Origin of the sequence: Paenarthrobacter sp. PAE-2 (genome assembly GCF_026013155.1) — a bacterium.
GTDB lineage: Bacteria > Actinomycetota > Actinomycetes > Actinomycetales > Micrococcaceae > Arthrobacter > Arthrobacter ureafaciens.
In genome coordinates, this window is the sequence record NZ_JAPDNV010000021.1 from 17,109 (window position 1) to 39,145 (window position 22,037).

Below are 22,037 nucleotides of genomic sequence, written 5' to 3' on the forward strand. Positions count from 1 at the left end.
GGGCTGCAGGTAATATCCCTTGGGAAACATTAGTAATCCGGCTCACAGTATCCAGCGCAGTGTACGGGCCACACCCGATTCCGAAGGTAATACTCCATGGTTCACACTGCCCAGCAATCCACTGATCTCGCCGCGGAACTGCGAGCCGACGTCCGCAGGGTTTCAACCCTGCTGGGCGAGTCGTTGGTCCGGCAACACGGTCCCGAATTGTTGGAGCTGGTGGAGCAGGTCCGCCTGCTGACCAAGGAGTCCAAGGAAGCGGCGCGAGGCGGCGCCGATGCCACCGGACCGTGGAGCGCGCACGACGTCGTAGCCCAGGTCCGCGAATTGCTCGCCTCCCTGCCGCTGGAGCAGGCAACCGACTTGGTCCGGGCATTCGCTTTCTACTTCCACCTCAGCAACGCTGCCGAACAGGTCCACCGGGTTCGGGGGCTGCGGACCAGGCAGGAGAAGGACGGCTGGCTGGCCAAGGCCGTTTCGGAAATCGCGGGTCAGGCAGGTCCGGAGATCCTGCAGGACGTAGTCAACGAACTCGATGTCCGCCCGATCTTCACCGCCCACCCCACCGAGGCCTCCAGGCGGTCGGTCCTGGACAAGATCCGCAAGCTTTCCGATGTGCTGGCACAGCCCACTGCGGAGGGCACCTCGGCCAGGCGCCGTCAGGACCGCCAGCTCGCCGAAATCATCGATCAGATGTGGCAAACGGACGAACTCCGGCAAGTGCGGCCAACTCCCGTGGATGAAGCGCGCAATGCCATCTACTACTTGAACAGCATCCTCACCGATGCCATGCCGGAGATGCTCACGGATCTTTCCGAGCTCCTGGCAGAACACGGAGTCAAGCTCCCCACCGGCGCCGCGCCCTTGCGCTTCGGCTCCTGGATCGGTGGTGACCGGGACGGCAATCCGAACGTCACGGCGGCCGTTACCCGTGAGATCCTCCAGCTCCAAAACCAGAATGCGGTCCGGATCAGCATTGCCCTGATCGATGAGCTGATTTCCGTCCTTTCCAACTCCACCGCACTGTTCGGCGCTGACCAGGAGTTGCTGGACTCCATCGAAGTGGACCTCAAGAACCTGCCCGGCCTGGACAAACGGGTGCTGGAACTCAATGCGCAGGAGCCGTACAGGCTCAAGCTCACATGCATCAAAGCCAAGCTCATCAATACGGGGCGTCGCATCTCGGCTTCGACGTATCACGAGCCGGGCCGCGACTATGCCACGACCTCCGAGCTCCTCGCTGAATTCGGGCTCCTGGAAACGTCCCTCCGTAACCACGCCGCCGGGCTTGTGGCAGACGGTGCCCTGGCCCGTGTCAGGAGGGCGCTTGCAGCTTTTGGTCTGCATTTGGCCACCTTGGACATCCGTGAACATGCCGATTACCATCACGACGCCGTGGGCCAACTCGTCGACAGGCTCGGGACGGAGAAGCCGTATGGCTCCCTCACCCGCGAGGAGCGCCTCGCGTTCCTCGGCGAAGAACTGGCGTCCCGCCGGCCGTTGTCCGGCCACCCCATTAAGCTCGACGGCGCCGCCGACGGTACGTACGACGTCTTCCGGAGCATTCGCCAGGCCCTGAATACGTACGGGCCGGACGTCGTGGAAACGTACATCATTTCCATGACGCGCGGTGCCGATGATGTGTTGGCAGCCGCCGTGCTGGCCCGCGAAGCCGGGCTCATTGACCTCTTCGGGGCGAATCCGCACGCACGGATCGGTTTCGCTCCGCTGCTTGAGACGGTGGAAGAACTGCGTGCTTCTGCGGAAATCGTGGACCAGCTTCTGTCCGATCCGTCCTACCGTGAGCTCGTCCGCCTGCGCGGGGACATCCAGGAAATCATGCTGGGCTACTCGGATTCCAATAAGGAATCGGGCGTACTCACCAGCCAGTGGGAAATCCACAAGACCCAGCGGAAGTTGCGCGACGTCGCTGCGAAGCATGGTGTCCGCGTGCGGCTCTTCCACGGCCGAGGTGGTTCAGTGGGGCGTGGCGGTGGACCTACCTACGACGCCATCATGGCCCAGCCCAACGGTGTGCTTGAGGGTGAGATCAAGTTCACCGAGCAAGGCGAGGTTATTTCGGACAAGTACTCCTTGCCGGAGCTTGCACGCGAAAACCTGGAACTGTCGCTGGCGGCGGTGATGCAGGGCTCGGCCCTGCACCGCACTCCGCGTACGTCCGAGGACCAGCGTGAACGTTACGGCAATGTCATGGAGACCATTTCCGACGCCGCGTTCGCGCGGTACCGCGCCCTGATTGACGATCCCGACCTTCCGGCCTACTTCCTGGCATCAACGCCCGTGGAGCAGTTGGGCTCGTTGAACATCGGCTCCCGTCCGTCCAAGCGTCCGGATTCCGGCGCAGGCCTGGGCGGCTTGCGCGCAATCCCATGGGTGTTCGGATGGACTCAGTCCCGCCAGATTGTTCCCGGTTGGTTCGGCGTCGGTTCAGGCCTGAAGAAGGCCCGCGAGTCCGGCAACACGGAACAGCTGATGGAGATGATGGAGCGCTGGCACTTCTTCCGTTCCGTGATCTCCAACGTCGAGATGACGTTGGCCAAGACGGACATGGAAATTGCCGGGCACTACGTGTCCTCCTTGGTGCCGCAGGAACTCCACCGGCTCTTCCACATGATCCGGGACGAGTACGAACTGACGGTCGCCGAAGTCGAGAGGCTCACCGGGGAACTGGAACTGCTGGACGCGCAGCCCACGCTCAAGCGTTCACTGGAGATCAGGGACCAGTATCTTGACCCCATCAGCTACCTGCAGGTGGAGCTTCTTCGTCGCGTCCGCGAAGAATCAGTGTCCGGAGCCGAAATCGATGAGCGGCTCCAGCGGGCCATGCTGATCACGGTCAATGGCGTTGCTGCGGGCCTGCGGAACACCGGCTAGGAGAGCGACCCTCGGGGGATGTGATAGAGCGTCCGGCGCAACCCGTCGGGATGTGATAGAGCGTCCGGCGCGGGGCCGGCGATAGGGTGGTGGGATGCCTTCCTTCCAGACCAAGCTGAAGATCACCGGCCTCAAGCCCGGCAATGCACCGGAGTCCGTGATGGCTGCAGCTGTGGAGGCCCTGGGCACCCGCCACCATGTGGAATCGAACCAGCTGGACATTGTGGGCGGTGTGCCCCAGATCAGCCTTCGGTTCACGGTGGACGCCCAGGACTACGCGGGTGAGAACGACGCCGCCCGGACATCCGCTGCCATGGTGCGTGACGCCGTCGAACGCGTGGCTCTGACCGGTGCCCTCTATGTGCTGCGGCGCAGCCGGGGGCGCTGGTCGCCGATCTAGCGGAGGTTGGACATCACTCCGGCTGCGGCAGGTCGCCGTCGAACGGTTCATCCACTGGCGAGGCGCTCCCGCGTCGACGCGTCGCGATCAGGCCCACCACGACGCCGATCAGCAGGCCCACGGCCACGCCGATCAATGAACTCGCCCAAAACGGCAGCTTGGTGGCTGATCCCGCAAAGTATCCCAGGCCGACCTGCCATACCGCCCACAGGACGGCACCAAGCCCGGCGCACAGGCTGAATCCCCGGATGGACACGTTGGCAATGCCTGACGCGGCCGACGTCGCCAATCGCCCGGCCGGAATGAAGCGCGCACCGATGATGGCCCCGTACGTTGAGGACCGTCCGGCCTTGGCGATGGCTTCGTGGATGGCCAAGTGGGTTTTCCTTCCCCAGGACCACCGGTCCAGCACGTGGCTGATGCGCCGTTTGAAGAGCAGGTAGACGGCCATGTCGCCAAGCCATGAGGCGAACGCGGCCAGGAACAGGATCAACCATAAGTTGGCGTGGCCGTCAGCTGCGAGGGCGCCGCCGGTGATGACTACCATCTCTGACGGAACGGGCGGAAAAATGGCATCACCAAGCACCACGGGAACAATCCACAGGTAGATGGCCGATCCCCACGAATCGGGCGAGATGAAGTCCACCCGCACAACGTACCGCACTTGCCGTGCCCGCCGCTTCCCTTGCCGTTGTCCACCCGCGACGGAAGACTGGCGGCATGCGTATAAAGATCCTGCAAGGCGACATCACCACGCGAAGCACGGACGCGATCGTCAACGCCGCCAACTCATCGCTGCTCGGCGGCGGGGGCGTGGATGGTGCCATTCACAGGGCGGCCGGGCGCGAATTACTGGAGGCTTGCCGGGAACTGCGGCGGAACGAACTGCCAGGCGGCCTGGATGTGGGGAAAGCCGTGGCGACTCCCGGGTTCCGGCTTCCTGCTCGGTGGGTGATTCACACCGTGGGGCCCAACCGGCATGCCGGGGAAACGGACCCGGAGCTGCTCGCCTCCTGTTTCCGCGAAAGCCTCGCGGTTGCTTCGCAGTTGGGCGTCGGCAGCGTGGCATTTCCCGCGATCAGTGCCGGGATCTACGGTTGGGATGCGCGCCAGGTTGCGGAGGTGGCGTACGACGTCGTCACCGCCTTGGGGGACTCCGCTTCGGAAAGTGGCGGTTCAGGAAACAGCGGCCCGGGAAGTCCGCTGGAAATAGTGGAGTTCGTGCTGTTCTCGGAGCAGACGGCGTCCGTCTTTCAGTCCGTTTTTGAAGGTTAGGGCTGTGTTTATTGGTTAGGGCCGCGTTTGAAGTCAGGGCCGCGCCGGAGCGTCAGACGCGGGCTTCGCTGAGCTCCAAACGGCTGCGGTACTCCACTGGCTTCTTACTGATGGGGTCAACAAAACGGATGCCCCTGGCCAGGAGTTGCAGCGGCTTGCCGTAGTCGTCCGGCGCCTTGTCCAGCAGGTCCGGGTAGAAGGCATCGTGGAGGATGCCCAGTCCCAGTGAGGCCATGTGGACCCGCAGTTGGTGGGTTTTCCCGGTGTGCGGTTCCAAGCGGTACAGCGCGCGGCGCTGCGCTCCGGCGTCGAAGGTCCTGATCTGCTCAATCCGGGTCTCGGCATTCGGTTCGCCATCAACCACTTCTGCCAGGAGGTAGCTGCGGGACTTGGTCATGCGGTTGCGCACCACCGCGGGGAAGTCGACGGCGGGGTACCCTGCGGCCGGGATCGCGGCGGAGACGCACTCGTAGTCCTTCCGGACCTGGCGCTTTTCGAACAGCACTTGGTACTTGCCGCGTGTTTCCGGATTGGTGGACAGGAGGAGGATACCGGCCGTCATTCTGTCCAGGCGGTGCATGGGGATGAGGTCTGGCAGGTCCAGGAGGTTCCGCAGCCGGACCAGTGCCGATTCCTGGATATAGGTGCCGCCGGGGGTGGTGGGCAGGAAGTGCGGCTTGTCCACCACCAGGATGTGCTCGTCCTGGTGGAGGATGTTGATTTCCACGGGCAAGCGGGTCTCCGGCGGGAGCGTGCGGTAGTACCAAATGAAGGTGTGGTCCTCCAGTTTGGTAGCCCGGCTCAACGGGATTCCGCCTTCGCCCACGATTTCGCCGGCGTCGAAGCGGTCCTCGATGCCTTGGGGGTCGATGTGCCCCCAGCGATGCATCATGTAGTCCATTGCGGTCTCCCAAGGACCCTCATCCGGAAGCCGGAGGCGGGTTGCATTCACGCCGTCGCGCACGGGGAGGGGGGATTGCATCACCGAACAATTCTACGGTGCCCCGCGGACGCGTCCGCTGTACCCGGGGAGGGGACTGCCGAACATAAAAAAGTTCTTGACAAAAAAAGTTGTCGGTAGCAATACTTGAAGCATGTTGGACATCGAAGTGATTGAGGATCCTGCTGCGGCGGAAGCATCGCTGGATCCGATCCGCACCCGGATCCTGCAGGAACTCACTCAGCCCGCAACCGCAACGCAGTTGGCGGCCAGGGTGGACATGCCGCGCCAGAAGGTCAACTACCACCTCAAGGCCTTGGAACAGCATGGCTTGGTTGAATTGGTGGAGGAGCGGCGCAAGGGCAACGTGACCGAGCGCGTCGTGCGTGCCACGGCTGCGTCCTACCTCATTTCCCCGAGTGCGCTGGCTTCCGTGGCGCCCGATCCCCGCCGCTTTGCCGATAGGTTCTCAGCCTTCTGGCTCCTCTCCCTGGCTTCGCGCACCGTGCAGGAAATGGGCAAGCTCATCTCCGGCGCAGCGGCGGCCAAGAAGAAGCTCGCCAGCTTCGCCATTGACGGGGAAATTACCTTCCGCTCCGCAGCCGAGCGGGCCGCCTTCGCCGAGGAACTCGGCGTCGCCGTGACGCGGCTCGTGGACAAGTATCACGACGGCGGTGCTGCCGCAGCGGCGGGCGGAGCACGGAAGCACCGGCTCGTCGTCGTACTTCATCCGGCACTGAAGACACGCTTACCGGAACAAACAGCGGAACAAACAACGCACGCACCAGCAGAAAAGGACCAGAGCAATGACTGACAACCGTAAGTTCGAAATTGTGGCAGACACCGAACTGCCCGGAACCCCTGAGCGCGTCTGGGAAGCGGTCACCAAGGGCACCTCGGCCTGGATGTTTCCCACCGACCAGTGGCCGGATGTGAAGACCGTGGAGGAGTACCCAAGCCACCTGGTTTCCCGCATGGAGGGCCCTGATGGCTGGTTCAACCAATTGGAGCACGTCCTCGAGCCGCTGGACGGCGGCCGGGCCAAGCTGCACTACGTGCACAGCGGCATCTTCGCCGATAACTGGGACGAACAGTACGACGGCGCCAGCAAGCACACCGCGTTCTACCTCCACACCCTAGGCCAGTACCTCCGCTACTTCGACGGACAAACGGTGGTCTTTACCGACGTCCAGGCACCTGCGGCATCCCGGACGCCGGCTGGCTTCATCAAGTTGAAGGAGGCGTTGGGCGTGGAAGGCGCTGCCGCCGGAACTTCCATTGATGTGGACGTCGACGGTGTGGGACGGCTCAGCGGGGAAGTGGACTTCTCGAACGAGAACTTCCTGGGCATCCGCACGTCGGACACGATGTACCGCTTCTTTGGCCGGAACGCTTTCGGTGCGCCGGTGGGCATGACCGTCCACGAGTTTGGCGGCAGCGGCGACTCCGAGCTCACCGCCAAAGCCTGGGGCGCCTTCCTGGAGCGGGTCTACTCGTCCAACTAACTGTCACTAGGGGTTGTTCCCAGGGCTGGGAACAACCCCTACTGCCAGTCAGATGGGGTCAGACTACGTGGGGGTCAGGCGACGGCGGACCTCTCTTCAGCTTTTAGGCTCCGGCGGAGTTGCGGGGAATCGCCCAGCTTGTCCTGTGCGGCCCGGAGCGCCTTGACCGCGGTTTCCAGTTGCGCGGGCGGAAGTGTGTAAGGCACCCGCATGTAGTGCTCGAACGCTCCACCCACGCCGAACCTTGGGCCGGCAGCCAAGCGGACGCCGAATTCCGGTGCCACCACCGTCAGCGCGGTGCTGCTGGGTGTGGGGAGGCGGCACCAGACAGTCAGGCCGCCTTGGGGTCGCTCCACTTCCCACTCCGGCAGATGTTCGGCCAGGAGTTTCAACAGTGAGGCGCGGTTGTCGCGCAGTTCTTCCAACCGGGACCCAAGAGGCTCGGCGTAGGAGCGCACCAGCCGTGCCGCTGCGAGTTGCTCCACCACCGGCCCGCCGAGGTCCATGGTCGTCCTGGTGGCCACAAAGCGGGTGACCAGTGGTGCGTCGGCGCGGATCCATCCGGTCCGGAGCCCTGCCCAGTGCGACTTGCTGAGCGACCCTATCGAAACCACGGCGGGACTGAAAGCGGACATCGGTGCGGCAGTGCCGCCGTCGAGGTTCAGCCCCCGGAGCGTCTCGTCCACAACCAGCACGGTGCCTGACGAGGCCGCGGCACGTGCCAGGCGTTTTCGGTAGTGGTCGGGCATGAGTCGGCCTGTGGGATTGTGGAAATCCGGAACCAGGTAAGCCATGGCCGGCCCTTGTTGGTGCATGGCAGCGACCATCGCGTCGATGTCCCAGGAGTCCGGAGCGTCGGGGGAGGGCAGCGCGACGGGGAGGGGGCGGGAGCCCGCGGCGCGGATGGCGTCCAGGGCGTTCGGGTAACTCGGGTGCTCCACCAACACTTTGTGCTGTTTGCCGGCAAGTGTACGCAGAATGATGTTGAGTGCGTGTTGCGCGCCGGAGGTCACAAGGATTTGCTCCGGGGTGGTGGGGACGCCGTCGGCCGTGTACTTCGCAGCGATGGCCTCCCGGAGGACTGGAATGCCCAAGGCGTCGTAGCCGAAGCCTGGCAGGAGCGCCGGCAACTCGGTCAATGCGTCCGCGAAGGCGCGGTGGACCACCTCGCCGGCCGCGGGCAACGATGCGTAGGCCAGGTCCAGCAGGCCTTCGGGCGCGGCGAGGCCAGGCATGCTGACGGGAGTACTCCGGTGCGGAATGCTCGTCCGCCCCCGACTGCCTTGGCCGCCCGTCAGGAATCCTTGCTCGCGCAGGCTCGCATAGGCGGCGGTGATGGTGGTGCGGCTGAGTCCCAGTGTGGACGCCAGCGACCTCTCGCTCGGCAAGGCGACGTCCAGCGGGATTCGGCCGTCCATCACCAGCAAACGCACGACGTCGGCCAGCTCACGGTAGGCGGGCAGCGCGCCGGAGTTCCACGACCCAAGGAGTCGGGCCAGGGCGGTGGGGTTCAGTGAACTCGGCATCAGTCCAGTATTTCAAACTGGCTATGGATTACAAGGCCAGTTTTCATGAATTATGGGATTCATGATGACCCGAAGACTCACCCAACTCCTGCTCGGACTGGCCATGTATGGCATATCCCTGGCGATGTTCATTCGAGCCGGCCTTGGCCTTGATCCTTGGGATGTGTTCCATCAAGGAGTCTCGGAAAAGACGGGCCTCAGCATCGGGGTGGTGGTGATCGTGGTGAGTTTCCTGGTGCTTCTCCTCTGGATCCCGCTGCGGCAGATGCCCGGTATTGGAACGCTGGCGAACGCGGTCCTGGTGGGCCTCTTTGCGGATCTGGGCTTGTGGCTGATCCCGGAGTTCTCCCATCTTGGCGGCCAGATCGCCCTGCTGGCGGGAGCGGTGGCGCTCAATGGCATCGCTTCGGCCTGCTACATCGGAGCCCGTCTGGGGCCCGGCGCCCGCGACGGCCTCATGACAGGCCTCGTGCGGCGGACGGGATGGTCCGTCCGGCTGGTACGCACCGGAATCGAGGTCACCGTGTTGGCGATTGGTTGGCTGCTTGGCGGATCGGTGGGTGTAGGCACGGTGGTTTACGCCTTGGCCATTGGTCCACTCGTTCAGTTGCTGCTTCCAAGGTTCATGGTCCCGGAGGGTAAACCCGATGCGGAGCCGGGTGTCGCCGCAGGCGCGGTGCTGACGCAGTCTGCGGCGTCGGTTCAGGGCGCCGGCTGGCACCGCGGGCAGAAGTAGATGTCCCGTTCTTCGGTTCCATCGGGTCCCGCGAGGAGTCCGTGCCGGATCTGTGTACCGCAGCGCCGGCAGGGTTGGCGGGTCCTGCCGTATACCCAGTAACCGGGACGCATGGCACGCGGGCCCAGCGTACTCCGGCGCCCGGGCCCAAGGTTTTCACCGAGGAGGCGCTTGGCGTCGGTGACGATCTTTGCAAGGTCAGGCACCTGGCCCACGGGTAGTGCTGGATGGACGCCGGACAGGAAACAGGAATCACAGCGGTAGATGTTGCCGATTCCGGCCAGCTTCCGTTGATCCAGCAAGGCGAAGCCAATGGGCACGTCCGGTTCGGCCTGCAACCTCCGCAAGGCCTCCTCTTCGTCCCAGTCCGGGCCCAGGAGGTCAGGCCCGAGGTGGCCAACAATTTTCTCTTCGTCGCTGGTGGGCACTACGTCAAGGATGCCCAGGGAGAACCCCACCGCGTCCGCCACGGGCGTTTTCAGCACACAGCGGGCGGTATAGCCAGGCTTCGTCCATCGGCCCCCGGGCGCGTAGACCATCCATGAGCCCTCCATTTTGAGGTGCGAATGGATGGTCAACGCCCGCAATTTCTTGCTGGCACCGGGCAGGGTGTCTTCCGGCCCCTCCAGTCGCATCAGCAGATGCTTCCCGCGGGGCACCACCTCCACCATGGTCCAGCCCGACAGGTTCAGTGTGGCAAACCGGGGAACCCTGAAGTCTGAAGCGGTGAGGACCTGGCCTGCCAAAGCTTCGTGAAGCTTGTGGGCTGCCCGCCAAATGGAATCTCCTTCAGGCACGGATACGCAGTCCCTTCGGGGTGGAGTAGGCGCCGGCGGCAGCCAATGCCGCGGCTATGGGGGTCTCCAGGAGATCGTGGCCGTTCACTTTCTCCATGAAGAGTTTGTCCACCGCGCCGCGCCGCACTACTCCCACCAAGGCCTCGGCGGCCACGGTCAAGGCAGCCTCGTCATGGCTGAAGGTGAGGAGGGTCTTGCCGCCACGTTCGACGTAAAGCACCAACGCGCCGTCGACCATCACCACCAAAGCTCCGGCCTTCCTGCCCGGGCGGTGTCCCGATCCGGCTTCACCGGCCACGCCCGGCCAAGGGAGGGCTGCGCCGTAAGGGTTCGCCGGGTCCGTTGCCGCCAGGGCCAACGCTGACGGCTCCGCCTTGGAGATCCGGGCGTCTTCCGTGAAGGACCGCAGCCTGTCCACTGTGGCAGGAACCGCGAATTGGGCCGCGCCAAGATGTTCAATGAAGTAGCCCCGGCGGCACCGTCCTGCCTCTTCCAACCGGGCCAGGACCTTGTACATCAGCCCAAACCCACCCAGGATGTTCTCGGCCATGACGGATCCTCGGGTTACCACCCCGTACCTGTCCAGCAGGAGCTCCGCTGTACCGCGCGCATGGATGGTGGGGTCGAGCTCCGGGGCAGGAAGCGCGGACCAACGCCCGACGGCGAGCGGCGGCGTGGGTGCCGACGCAGCGGTTGAACCGTAGCGTCCGCCGCTCAATCCCGGGGAGCCAAGGAGGCCTGCACCGTGACGGCCCAAACGGCTCATGCGCGGTGCACGGGCCCTCGGGGCTTTCGCAACTTGCCGGTGGGCCGTCCGTCCCCCGGCGATCATGGCACGGACGGGGGCAAAGGTATCCCCGGTAACCCTGCCTGCCCACACCAGGTCCCACAGCGCTGAGACGACGGCGTCGTCACTGAGCACGGCGTCCATACCCCCGGCAACGTCCGTCAGCTGCCGGAAGAAGTAGCCACCGCCGGCACTGAGGTAGTCCAGCAGGCGCTGCTGGGCATCGCCCGGTTCGAAGTCCGGCGAAGGATTCAAGGTCAGTTCGGCGGAGTCTGCAACGTGTAGGCTGATCCATCCGTCGTTCCCGGGCAGTTGGCCGGCTCCGGACCACAGCAGTTCACCCGCTGCCATGAGCTCGTCGAGCATCGCCGGTTTGTAGTCGGCCACCCTGCTGGCCAGCACCAACGGTTCCCATGCCGATGCCGGGACGGGAACCCCGGAAAGCTGGTCCACGGCAGTGATGATGCCATCCAGACCCCGCAAGGCCGAGCCCCTCGACTTTCCTTGGGCACTGACGTTTTGCCATGCGGGAAGGAAACGACCGTAAGCGGCGGCGTCGACCGGTTCCACTTCCGCCCGCAATGCAGCGAGGGAGCGGCGCCGCAATTTCCGCAATACCTCGGCGTCACACCATTCGCTGGCAGGAGGAGCTTCCGGGCCCATCAACTCGGGATCGGTGGTTTCAGGGTCCCGGGTTGCGGCGACGGCGTGTGGCCGGAACTCACCCTCCACAACCCTGCCGTCTGCAGCCAGCCGTTTCAGGGCAGTATTGACGACGGCGACGCCCAGTCCCAGCCGCGTCGCCGCTTCGGCCGCAGTGAATGGTGCATGCGTGCGGGCGTAACGGGAAACGAGGTCTCCCAGCGGGTCCTGCACAGGTTCGATAAAGGCCAGTGGCACGCCCATGGGGAGGGGAACGCCGATTGCATCGCGAAGCCGCGCCGCGTCTTCAATGGCGGCAAAGCGTTCGACGCCGCCGATTGTCACCTTGAGGGCGCGGTTGGCCTTGTGCAGTGCCAGCAGGTGCTGCTCTGCTTCGGCGGGAGTTCCGGGAGGAAGAGCCCTGTCTTCGGTGAGTTCCTGGTCCTCCGCGTGGTCCTGAAACTGTTCCTGGTTCAGCAGCTGTTCCTGCTCCTGAACCAGTTCCTGCCCTTGCAGACGCTCGGCTACTTCCTTCACGTCGAGCGGACCCAGCAGCCGGAGGAGGTCCGCAATGCCTTCCATCCCACGGACCCGCCGATCCGGAACCAGCCGTTGCAGCTCCCGCTCGGTGGAATCGATGACTGCCGCGTCCAGGAGCTCACGGAGTTCCACCCTGCCCAGGAGCTCGTTCAGGAGGGTGGAGTCGAGGGCCAGTGCCGCAGCCCTGCGCTCGGCGAGGGGGGAGTCGCCCTCATAGAGGAACTGGGCGACGTAGCCGAACAACAGTGATTTGGCGAAAGGAGATGGCTGCTGCGTAGTGGTTTCGACTATCCGCAATTCCCTGCGTTCCACGGAGGCTGCGATGTCCTTGAGCGCCGGGAGATCGTAGACGTCCTGCAAGCATTCGCGCACGGTTTCCAGCACGATGGGGAACGACGGGTACTTCTTGGCGACATCCAGCAGCTGGGCGGAACGCTGGCGTTGCTGCCATAGCGGTTGCCGTTTGGTGGGGTTTTGACGCGGCAGCAGCAAGGCGCGGGCAGCGCATTCCCGGAACCGCGACGCAAAGAGAGCGCTGCCTCCCACCTCTGCGGTGACAATTTGCTCCAGCTCTTCCGGATCGAAGAGGAACAGCTCCGCACCGGGAGGCTCGTCCTCCATCATGGGAACCCTGAGCACAATGCCGTCATCGGCAGCCATTGCCGATCCGTCCAGGCCGTAACGCTGCTGGAGTCTCTGTCCCACGGCAAGGGCCCACGGCGCATGGACCGGCATGCCGAAGGGGCTGTGAAGGACCACCCGCCAGTCACCCAGTTCATCGTGGAAGCGTTCCACCACCAGCGTTCGGTCGCTGGGCACAACCTCGGTGGCCTGTTTTTGCTCCTCGAGGTACTGAATCAGGTTATTTGCCGCAAAGGTGTCCAAGCCGCTGGCCTGGCAGCGTTCCATGGCCGGGCCGGAATCAGCTGCCGAAAGTTCCCGGATGAACGCGCCCAGCGCGCGGCCGAGGTCCACGGGGCGGCCCAGGGAGTCACCCTTCCAGAACGGCAATTTGCCCGGCTGGCCGAAGGCGGGGGAGACGAGGACACGGTCATGCGTGATGTCCTCGATTTTCCAGCTGGTTGCTCCGAGGGCGAAGACGTCCCCGACGCGGGATTCGTAGACCATTTCCTCGTCGAGCTCGCCCACGCGGCGGCCGCCCTTGGCTGCGCGGGACGACGGACTCGGGCCGTCGCCGTCAGAGCCACCGGAGGAACCGGTCCCTTCAACTTCGGTACCGATGATGTACACGCCAAAGAGGCCGCGGTCGGGAATGGTGCCGCCGGACGTCACTGCCAGCCGCTGGGATCCGGGCCGGCCTTCAATGGTTCCCGCGTGGCGGTCCCACACGATGCGGGGCCGCAGCTCGGCAAACTCATCGGAGGGATACCGGCCTGCCAGGAGGTCCAGCGTGGCCTCGAATGCTGACCGGGGGAGGCTGGCGAACGGCGCCGAGCGGCGAACGGTGCTGAACCATTCCTCGACGTCGATGCTCCCCAACGCGGTGGCCGCGACGGTCTGCTGGGCAAGGATGTCCAGCGGGTTGGTGGGGATGCTCAGCCGCTCAATCTGTCCACTGAGCATCCGCTCCACCGTGACGCTCGTGTGGAGGAGGTCGGCCCGGTGCTTGGGGAAGAGGACGCCCTCGGAGATCTCGCCTACTTGGTGCCCGGCACGCCCGACGCGCTGGAGGCCGCTGGCAACAGAGGGCGGGGACTCTACCTGGATGACAAGGTCCACCGCGCCCATGTCGATGCCCAGTTCCAGGGAAGACGTTGCAACAACACAGCGCAGCCTGCCGGATTTGAGGTCGTCCTCGATCATGGCCCGTTGGTCCTTGGACACTGAACCATGGTGGGCCCTGGCCAGAACGGGATCGCTTCCGCTGGTGCTGCCCGCCTGGGCCATCATGTGCGCGGGGGTTGCGGTGGATACAGGCGCCTTGGCCCGGGCTGCAGCGGAAGCATCATCCTGCACTGATCCGGCGCCCCAGTCCTCCGTATTCCCGGCAGCCGGCTCAGCCCACGGTGAACCCGCCTCCGCCATGAGTTGCCGTTCCGCGTAGATCTCGTTCAACCGGGCGGTTAGCCGCTCCGAAAGGCGACGTGAATTGGCAAAGACAATGGTGGACTGTTTGGAGAGGACCAGATCCACAATCTGCTCCTCAACGTGCGGCCAGATGGAAGCTTGCGGCTGCAATCCTGAAGCCGGCCCGGAATCGAACGCGCCGGCAGCACCCTGGAGGTCTGACATGTCCTCAACAGGCACGGTGACCGTCAGGTTCCAGTTTTTCTTGGAGGGGGGAGCGACGATCTCCACCGGAGCCTGCCCTGCAAGGAATTGGGCCACCAGCTCGCGCGGCTGCACGGTGGCGGACAGCCCGATGCGTTGAGCGGGCTTGGGCAATAGCGCGTCCAGGCGTTCCAGCGATACAGCGAGGTGGGCACCGCGCTTGGTGCCGGCAACAGCGTGGACTTCGTCGATGATCACCGTGTCCACTTCACTGAGCGTCTCGCGTGCACGCGACGTCAGCATCAGGAACAGGGATTCCGGCGTTGTAATGAGGATGTCCGGAGGGTTGGACAGCAACGACCGGCGGTCTGCCGCCGTCGTATCTCCCGAACGGACGCCAACCGTCACCAGCGGTGCGGGCAGGCCCAAACGCTTTGCCGTTTGCGTGATGCCGATCAGGGGGGCGCGAAGGTTGCGTTCCACGTCCACGCCGAGAGCCTTGAGCGGCGATATATAGAGGACACGGGTCTTGGTCTTGGGACGCTTGGCGCGGCCCTTGGCCGGCGCCGGAACCTCCTCAAGTCCCGGCAAAGCATCGGATGGTGCAGCGTGCAGCCTGTCCAACGCCCAGAGGAACGCGGCCAGGGTTTTTCCCGAACCGGTGGGAGCCACCACCAAGGCATGGGAACCGGAGGAAATGGCATTCCACGCGCCATCCTGGGCGGCCGTGGGCTCACTGAAAGCGCCGAGGAACCATTCCCTGGTTGCCTGGCTGAAACGGCTCATGGCGCCTGTGGACGCCTGCTGCTCCTGCATTCCTCCATCATGCCCCACGGCCCGGACATAATAAGCCCGGCCCGTGGGGAGGCGGTTTAGACCGCTTGGAATGCGGTGATGCTCAAGAGCTTGATCCCCATGTTGCTGCAGGCATCGTGGGGTTCGGCGACGAACAGGGATGCTGTGTCTTCGGGTGGGTAGATGCGGTATCCCGCTGCCGGGACCTTGGTGCAGTCGCCGTAGTTCCCGGCCTGCGTGTACCGAAGCTCCGCCCATGCGGACTTGCCGGGGGCCAGCTCGATCCTAGTGACGGGCGTGGTCGTTTCCCGCGTGGCCGGTTCGCCAATGGGTTCTCCCGTGGCGTTGGCTGTGAGGGACACCCCGGCGAAGCCTTCCAAGACACAGGTTGCCGAGCCTGAGTTGGTCAGAATCAGTTTCTCGTAGATGCTTCCGGCAGCGCCGCCACCGGTGGCGTCCGTTGTTGCAGTCAACGAGTCCGCCTTGCACAATGCGGGCGCGGCCGGAGCGGCGGACGTGGGGGCTGCCGACGGTGAGTTGCTTCCGGACGGAGCAGCCGACGTCGACGACTGCGAGGGCGAAGAGGACGGCGTGGATGAACTTGGCGGTGCGCTGCTGGTCCCCGAAGGGCTCGGGCTGGGCCCGCAGGCGGCCAGCATCAGCAGCGAGGCAGCCGCCGTCGTCGTCAAAAGTCCGGTCTTGATGCGCTGAGTCCACATGGGCACCAGCCTTGCTGCGGCCGTGGCGGGAGTCAATTGAGCCACGGCGACCGCGACGGATTGGCGCCCGGATTGTGATCTTCCGGGCGCCAATCGTGCAGCGTTACTTGGTTGTTGTGCCCGTCTTTGCAGTCCGGCTGCGGAGGAACGCCGCGCCTCCCAGAACCAGGCCCGCCAAGCCGGCGATCAAGCCTGCCCAACCAAGGGCGGTCGAGTTGTCGCTGGTCACGGAAGCGGCCTGCTCAGTGGTTTCCGTTGACGCGCCATGGTGGTCGCCGGACGAGTCGGCGGGGGTGATGGTCACCGAAGGGGCGGGTGACTTGAGGTCATCCTCTTTCTGGCCATCCTGGGGAACTTCGGACCAATCCACCTGGCCCTGCTCGCAGGTCTGCAGCGTGGGGAAGTAGATGGTCTTGCCGGCTGCGTCGGGCAGCTTGACGGACAACACCACCGCATCCCGCAGGTGCGGATCCAGCGGGGTCTTTGCCGTGTAGACGATCTGGCCGGTTCGCTTGGTGATCGTCGTGCCGTCGTCCAGCTTCTTCGGCGTGTCGAAGGTTTCGGTGACCTTCTCAACTGTCCAGTTCGGATTCACCGTGGGCTGCGCGTCCGTCAGTTCCTCAGGCAGCGTGATGGTCAGCTTTGTTGTGGGGGAAGTGTCGCAGCCGTGCGGAATGCCGAACGTCACCAGCGCGTATGAGTTGGCGGCGGTCTTGTTGGGATCGGCCCCAACGTGGGCGGAGGCTCCGGCCAGTCCGGCCATCATCAAGGCGGCGGTTCCACCGGCGACGGCGGTCGCGGTTACGGTATGGCGGAGGGCGGATTTCATCATGGGATTGCCTTTCAGGGTGCGCCTCAAGGGGCGCAGGGTACGGGTTTTAGCCCGTCACCTCACAAGGCTTTCGCTTGTTGTGGACTTTGGTGCCGGGCGGAGTCAGGAATGCACGACGGCGGACGGCGGACCGCGCCGGCTGTCTTGCCTGAGGTTGCGCCACGGGCGCGGGATGAAAACCACGGGTGCGCCGACGGCGAGTGGCGTGGCGCCGGCGTCGGGCTTGAAAAGCAGCGTGGGCAGTACAGCAAGCGGCCGGAGCCAGGCTGCAAGCTGCCACAGCGCATCCTCGCCCTTCGACAAGGCAACTGCGGACGCGACGGTGGCCAGAGCGTGCGCCACCAGCATGAGGGCTCCGGCGGCGGTTCCCGGATCATGAAGGTGGGCAGCGGGGTCCAGGACGGGTGTCAGGAGCTCGGTTCCCACGTGGTGACTGCCTCGTGGTCCGTCAACACCCACTGGTGCAAAGGCGCTGAAAGCGTCGTGCAGGACGAACTGGCTCGCGCCCAGAAGCGCGGACATTGCCACAAGGTTCAGCTTGAACCGGGAAGCGAAGGTGGTGGCCAGGCCCGTTACCGCAACCAGCGCCAAGAGGACCGGGAACGTGGGGAGTTCGCCGCCGCCGGCAACGTGGGCACTTGCGGCCAGCAGCACGATCACCGTGGCGATCGCCGAAGAGCGCAAGGCATGGAAGGGAGTCCGGTGCTGCAGAGTGCGCACTGTGTCCTCCCTGTGTTGGCCGGCTGCTTGGGCACCTCCGATTCTATCGGGATTTCTGGGAAGGGCTTGCGGAGCGTTCATGCGAGGACGGCCTCAGGGTGCGTTCGATCTCCAGAAGCTCGGACAGTGCTTCGGCGCAGTGCAGGCAGCCCGCCAGATGGCTTTCTGCCCGCCTCCTGCCGACGGCGGTCGCTGAGTCCCGCGCCAACCGCACCAGGAGCTGCGAGATTTCGGAACAGCCTTTGCCGGCGGGCTGGCGGACGTGTGCCTGGAGATACGCCTGGCGGAGACCCTCGCGGGCACGGATCAGTAGCGAGGCAACGCCGTTGGGGTTCACCCCCACGTATTCTCCCGCCTCGGTGTGCCTCATCCCCTCAATGTCCACGCACCACAGCACCCGTTGCCATCGGGTGGGGAGCGAGCGGAAGGCCCGCAGCAGGGTGGCTGATTCGAACAGTGCGACGAAGGCGTCTGCCTCCTGGCTTGTTTGCGCGAGCGCCCTGTCCCGGTCAAAGGCCGCCCGGCGCCTGGCGGCGGCGTTGCGTTGGTGGGCCATCCGGCGCGTCGTGGTCAGCACATAGGAGCGGAAGTACGCGTTCGGTCCTTTGCCGGCTTCCAAAGCCACGAGTACGGCCAGGAAGGCTTCGGCAACAACATCGTCCACGTCGCTGGGGTTGTCTGCCTCCCTCCGTGCCACGTAAACGGCTGCATTTTTATGGCGTCTGTAAAGTTCATCGAATGCGGACAGGTGTCCTTGCCGGACGAGTTCTATCAGGTGATTGTCGCGGGCATTGGGGGAGTCGGCGGCTGCAGTGGTTGGGGGTTCCACACTTTGCCTTTCAGGGTCGGGGCGAGCGGCCCAAACCTAGGAAGAGCATGATTGGATTCACCGAAGATGCAGGAAAGTGGGAAAAACGGACTGCCCATGCAGGATTTCGATTTCGACGAGCGTGACCTGAGGCTTTTGCATGCCCTCCAAGTGAGGCCCAGGGCACCATGGACGGCTTTGGCTCCAGTGGTTGGCGCCGACGCCGTCACGCTTGCACGGAGGTGGAACGTCCTTCAGGACCGAGGGCTCGCCTGGATGACGTCCTATAAAGGATCCGGAGCCAGGTTTGTTGGTGCCATCATCGATGTCAGGTGTGCACCGTCCATGATGTCGGCAGTCATTCAAGATCTGGTCCGCGACCGGGAGGTGGTTTCCGTCGACCAAACCGCCGGAGCCCGTGACCTTGTTCTTACGGTCTTCTGCAGTACCGACGCCGAACTTTCCACGTTTCTCCTGGACCGGATTCCCGCAGTGGAGGGGATCACCAGCACGCGTACGCACCGGGTCACCAGGATGATCACGGATGCACGGAAGTGGCGTCTGAGGTCCTTGGCGACCGACGAAGTGCGGGCGCTCGAAAGGGCTGTGCCGTTGCCAACTCCGCGGGCCTCGGCAGTTAGTGCCGAGGTCGAGAAGGATTTGGCCGGGATCCTGCTGATGGACGGCAGGGCGTCCGTGGCCGACCTTGCCCGATTGCTGCGTATCAGCCCTGCAAGGGCAAAGACCGCGCTGGCCAACGTCCTGGGTTCGCAAAGGGTGGTGGTCCGGCTGGAACTGGCGCGGACATCCTCACCCTGGCCGGTCTGCGTCTGGTACTTCCTGAGCGCCCCGGCGTCGAAGGTCGACATTGTCGCCGCCAGCCTGGCCGGATTGAACGAAGCGCGGCTGGTGGTCACGACGGGCGGCACGCACTCCATCGCGATGGCGGTGTGGTTGCGCGGGGTCGAGGACATGGCTGTGCTGGAGCGCCAACTCGGCGAGCAGCTGCCCTACGTGGAGATCGCCGACCGGTCAATTGTGCTGCGGACACCGAAGCACATGGGCAAGCGCCTGGACACGGACGGCAGGCGGATCATCCAGGAGATTTAGACTGGCGGTTTTCGGGATCGTTCCGGGTACTGCAGGGCTCGGGTTTCCTGGATGGCTTTTTTGTAGTCATCAACGTTGACCCCGCTTTCGTTGTGCTCTTTGCCCTCGAACAAACACGCTTCGAAACCGAACAAGAACATAGTCATGCCGCATTCCTTCGCATATTGCGGGGCTCTTCGCAGCTGATCGGAAAGGGTGTCTGAGCGCGGCGAACCTCCCGTAAATGGCCAGTCCGCGGGGCCGGGGTTTTCCCCCACCAATCCCAGGCCGGCGCGTCGGGCCAAGGCGCTCGTGTACCTGTGGGACGACCACAGAGAGACGTCTTCCTGCCGCACATCCTCATCATCGCTTGGGCGGCATTGGTCCTGCGGCGGTGAAGCATTGCGCGCTTCGACGTCGGAAATGTCGTCCAGGCCGGTGAAATCCACGTCCACTCCCGGCAGCGTTGACAGGACCTCTAATTGGGCCGGGTAGTCCAGGCCCCGTTCCTGGGCGCCGTCCGGATTGGCTCGCCCGTCCAGACGTCCTTTTATGGCTTTCGCTTTATCCGCGGGCAGGACCCCGCGGCCGGCAACAGGTACATGCACTCGTCCCTGATATCCGAGGTCCCGTAGCTCCTGTATTTGCCATACCACCGCATCGACCACAGATCGGGTGTACCAGTCCCACCACCCCTGGACCTGCCCGATAGTCACTGAACTCCCGTTCCATGAACGGGAGCCCGGAACCCACCCCGGCATCGGGGACGGCGATACGTCTTCAGCCAGGCCTTTGCCGGACTGCGGAGCATCGCCAAATGCCCAGAACTCGCGTTCATTTCCGCCATCGTGAGGCCCCGGGTACCCCATCTCCCCGCCGGCATTCGTGCCTACGCGTATCGCTGCGATGCCATTGAATCCCAGCTCCGGAAGGAAGCCTGCCAGGTATTCATGGGCGGCGTCCCGGACCTTGGCGCTGAAGACCAGCTCGGCCCCGGCTTTTTTGGGAGTGCCTCCTGCGCTTCCCTTCAGTGAACCACCGGGCAGTTTTCGCACCCACTTGGGCGGGTAGTGCATGCCGGGGGACAGCACGACTTGCATGCCGGCGTCACGACAGTCAGCCAGCTGTTGTTGTACCTGAGCAACGTAGTGGCGGTCCACGCGCCTATCCACCGGCTGGTAGCGATCCCAGGCCAACGGCAGCTCAACAACGGAGATTCCGGCGTCTCGGAGCGCGGCGAGTCGATCGGGAGCGCAGGTGGCGCCCAAAACCCCGAATGACATGGAGCCGGGTACGCCTTGATCGGGCCCAACGCTGCATCCGGCCCCCGCACTTGCCATCGTCACCGCCAACACAGTCGAGAGGATCCGGCGATTCACCGGTACCCGCCGCTGATCGGGGGGAGAGTCAGTCCTCCGGCCACCGCGGCGTCGAGTTTGGTTCGGTCCAACTGCCAAACGACCGTGTCCCCGGACGTCGGACCGGTGAAGGTGAAAACCGGCTTGGCGTTGTTCTGCAGCCAGTCCAGGAGCTCTGGTGCTGCATAGCCGTAGCCCTCGCCCAGCTGCCGTCCTTGGGTCAGAACGTACTGTGCGCCTCCATCCCTGAGGGACAGCAGGGATGGCAGAACTTCCCAACCTTCATGCGGCAGCAACGCGAACTCGCCTGTCACGGACGTCAGACCCACCTTCGAGGACGCGGGCAGTTCGGTGTTCATCCAATCCCGTGCACTGACAAGACCGTCATCCACCACTGACCTGGCCTGTATCCCCAGCGCGAGACTGAGCACGACCATCAATGCGGAGGCCGTGACGGCGGTCCAGCGAAGCCGCGGGAGCCAGTCGACCACCATCATGACCGCCACGGGCGTCGAAACCAGTGCCGCCAGCACCACGCAGTAGCCGAATTGTTCCTCCGCCGCTCCAAAAAAGACCGAGTAGATACCAACCAAGCCTGTCAGCAGAGAGAACAAACCGATCACGCGACGGTCCGCCAAAGGGGAAAAAGCGGCGATTGCACCGGCAACGATGGAAAGCCCCAACAGTACATAGCTGGTTCCGAACCGACCGACCATATCCATGAGCCGGTCCGTCAAACTAACGCCCGCCACTGAATTGAAGCCGGTCATCTGGACAGCGCCGGCCATCCTCAGGACACCCACCGACTTCTGGTCCACGAACTGCGGCAGCAACCCGCTGGCGGTAATCCACCCCAGATAAATTGCGTAAGGGACCATGGCCGCGGCGATTACCCGCATGGCAGTCAGAGGGGGAACGGTGTTGCGCCAGAACACGCCGAGCAGCAGTGGGACCACAGTGAACACTACGGTCATATCTTTTGTGACGATGGCGAGCCCAAAGACCAGTCCGGCGCAGATCTCAAGCCATAGGCGTGCGGCCCGCCACTTGCGGTTAAGCAACAGCAACACCAGGAGCCACCCCGAAAGAACGGCTAAGCCTGCGGGTGGCTCCATCATGAGCCGTCCGTCCATGCGAAGCACAAACGGGTCACTTGCCAGGACGATGCAGGCCAGCGCAGCGGGCCCCGTCCCAACCAGTCGGCGGACCACAAGAAAGCAGACAACCACTGTCACTGTGCCGAGGACAGTGTTGACCCAGCGCAGTTGCAAGGCCACATCCATGGGGTGCCCTTCAAGGCTGCACAGGCGCATGACCAAAGCGTTGAGAGCGTAGGAGCCTGGGGGATGAAGGAAAAAGGGTTTGCCCAGAATGGATGGCATGTGGCCGCCTGCTATTTGCCCAGCCAAGTCTGCGTAGGTCACTTCGTCGATGAACACAT

Annotated in this window: 18 protein-coding genes; 7 read left to right on the plus strand and 11 right to left on the minus strand. The window is 64.3% G+C overall.

What is annotated here, in order from left to right:
• Positions 1-96 precede the first annotated feature (96 nt).
• Both ppc and OCL88_RS13645 read left to right on the plus strand, forming a co-directional pair.
• Complete coding sequence (gene ppc / locus OCL88_RS13640) at positions 97-2,895, plus strand: phosphoenolpyruvate carboxylase (RefSeq protein ID WP_062095171.1); 2,799 nt, start codon at positions 97-99, stop codon at positions 2,893-2,895.
• Between the two features lie 94 nt (positions 2,896-2,989).
• Positions 2,990-3,295, plus strand: a complete 306-nt coding sequence (locus OCL88_RS13645; protein ID WP_062095173.1) for a hypothetical protein — start codon at positions 2,990-2,992, stop codon at positions 3,293-3,295.
• A 13-nt stretch (positions 3,296-3,308) separates the two neighbouring features.
• On the opposite strand, the gene OCL88_RS13650 is transcribed toward OCL88_RS13645, so the two are convergent.
• Positions 3,309-3,941, minus strand: a complete 633-nt coding sequence (locus OCL88_RS13650; protein ID WP_410868531.1) for a DedA family protein — start codon at positions 3,939-3,941, stop codon at positions 3,309-3,311.
• A 74-nt stretch (positions 3,942-4,015) separates the two neighbouring features.
• Here OCL88_RS13650 and OCL88_RS13655 point away from each other — a divergent pair, with 74 nt between their 5' ends.
• Positions 4,016-4,570 carry an O-acetyl-ADP-ribose deacetylase gene (locus tag OCL88_RS13655; protein ID WP_166185917.1) on the plus strand — a complete coding sequence of 185 codons (555 nt, stop codon included), beginning with the start codon at positions 4,016-4,018 and terminating at the stop codon, positions 4,568-4,570.
• Positions 4,571-4,622: 52 nt separating this feature from the next.
• On the opposite strand, the gene OCL88_RS13660 is transcribed toward OCL88_RS13655, so the two are convergent.
• Positions 4,623-5,552: an RluA family pseudouridine synthase gene (locus tag OCL88_RS13660; RefSeq protein ID WP_166185931.1), complete on the minus strand. Its 930-nt coding sequence runs from the start codon at positions 5,550-5,552 to the stop codon at positions 4,623-4,625.
• A gap of 112 nt (positions 5,553-5,664) precedes the next feature.
• On the opposite strand from OCL88_RS13660, the gene OCL88_RS13665 reads away from it, so the two are divergent.
• The gene (locus OCL88_RS13665) at positions 5,665-6,324 is read left to right on the plus strand and encodes an ArsR/SmtB family transcription factor (RefSeq protein ID WP_166185918.1); all 660 of its coding nucleotides are present in this window, start codon (positions 5,665-5,667) and stop codon (positions 6,322-6,324) included.
• Positions 6,317-7,015 carry an SRPBCC family protein gene (locus OCL88_RS13670; protein WP_166185919.1) on the plus strand — a complete coding sequence of 233 codons (699 nt, stop codon included), beginning with the start codon at positions 6,317-6,319 and terminating at the stop codon, positions 7,013-7,015. The genes OCL88_RS13665 and OCL88_RS13670 overlap by 8 nt, the downstream gene beginning before the upstream one ends.
• Before the next feature lie 74 nt (positions 7,016-7,089).
• Here OCL88_RS13670 and OCL88_RS13675 read toward each other — a convergent pair whose 3' ends face one another.
• A complete protein-coding gene (locus OCL88_RS13675) occupies positions 7,090-8,541 on the minus strand; it encodes a PLP-dependent aminotransferase family protein (RefSeq protein WP_264962859.1) in 1,452 nt (483 codons plus the stop codon).
• 61 nt (positions 8,542-8,602) lie between these two features.
• On the opposite strand from OCL88_RS13675, the gene OCL88_RS13680 reads away from it, so the two are divergent.
• The gene (locus OCL88_RS13680; RefSeq protein WP_264962860.1) at positions 8,603-9,277 is read left to right on the plus strand and encodes a YczE/YyaS/YitT family protein; all 675 of its coding nucleotides are present in this window, start codon (positions 8,603-8,605) and stop codon (positions 9,275-9,277) included.
• On the opposite strand, the gene OCL88_RS13685 is transcribed toward OCL88_RS13680, so the two are convergent.
• From OCL88_RS13685 to OCL88_RS13710, 6 genes are all read right to left on the minus strand, one after another.
• Complete coding sequence (locus tag OCL88_RS13685) at positions 9,244-10,074, minus strand: DNA-formamidopyrimidine glycosylase family protein (protein ID WP_264962861.1); 831 nt, start codon at positions 10,072-10,074, stop codon at positions 9,244-9,246. The genes OCL88_RS13680 and OCL88_RS13685 overlap by 34 nt on opposite strands.
• Entirely contained in the window at positions 10,067-15,091 is a 5,025-nt protein-coding gene (locus tag OCL88_RS13690) for a DEAD/DEAH box helicase (protein ID WP_264962862.1), read from the minus strand. The genes OCL88_RS13685 and OCL88_RS13690 overlap by 8 nt, the downstream gene beginning before the upstream one ends.
• Before the next feature lie 56 nt (positions 15,092-15,147).
• Positions 15,148-15,789 carry a DUF4232 domain-containing protein gene (locus OCL88_RS13695; protein ID WP_264962863.1) on the minus strand — a complete coding sequence of 214 codons (642 nt, stop codon included), beginning with the start codon at positions 15,787-15,789 and terminating at the stop codon, positions 15,148-15,150.
• Between the two features lie 103 nt (positions 15,790-15,892).
• Positions 15,893-16,618 carry a YcnI family protein gene (locus OCL88_RS13700; RefSeq protein WP_264962882.1) on the minus strand — a complete coding sequence of 242 codons (726 nt, stop codon included), beginning with the start codon at positions 16,616-16,618 and terminating at the stop codon, positions 15,893-15,895.
• A 105-nt stretch (positions 16,619-16,723) separates the two neighbouring features.
• A complete protein-coding gene (locus OCL88_RS13705) occupies positions 16,724-17,341 on the minus strand; it encodes a hypothetical protein (protein WP_264962864.1) in 618 nt (205 codons plus the stop codon).
• A 43-nt stretch (positions 17,342-17,384) separates the two neighbouring features.
• A complete protein-coding gene (locus OCL88_RS13710) occupies positions 17,385-18,170 on the minus strand; it encodes an RNA polymerase sigma factor (protein WP_264962865.1) in 786 nt (261 codons plus the stop codon).
• 96 nt (positions 18,171-18,266) lie between these two features.
• Between OCL88_RS13710 and OCL88_RS13715 the strand changes: the two genes are divergently transcribed.
• Entirely contained in the window at positions 18,267-19,259 is a 993-nt protein-coding gene (locus tag OCL88_RS13715) for an Lrp/AsnC family transcriptional regulator (protein WP_166187634.1), read from the plus strand.
• On the opposite strand, the gene OCL88_RS13720 is transcribed toward OCL88_RS13715, so the two are convergent.
• Together OCL88_RS13720 and OCL88_RS13725 are read right to left on the minus strand one after the other, a co-directional pair.
• Positions 19,256-20,521 (minus strand): glycoside hydrolase family 5 protein, encoded by a 1,266-nt coding sequence (locus OCL88_RS13720; protein ID WP_264962866.1) that lies wholly within the window; start codon positions 20,519-20,521, stop codon positions 19,256-19,258. The two genes, OCL88_RS13715 and OCL88_RS13720, sit on opposite strands and share 4 nt — an antisense overlap.
• 92 nt (positions 20,522-20,613) lie before the next feature.
• The gene (locus OCL88_RS13725; RefSeq protein ID WP_264962867.1) at positions 20,614-21,978 is read right to left on the minus strand and encodes an ArnT family glycosyltransferase; all 1,365 of its coding nucleotides are present in this window, start codon (positions 21,976-21,978) and stop codon (positions 20,614-20,616) included.
• Positions 21,979-22,037 lie beyond the last annotated feature (59 nt).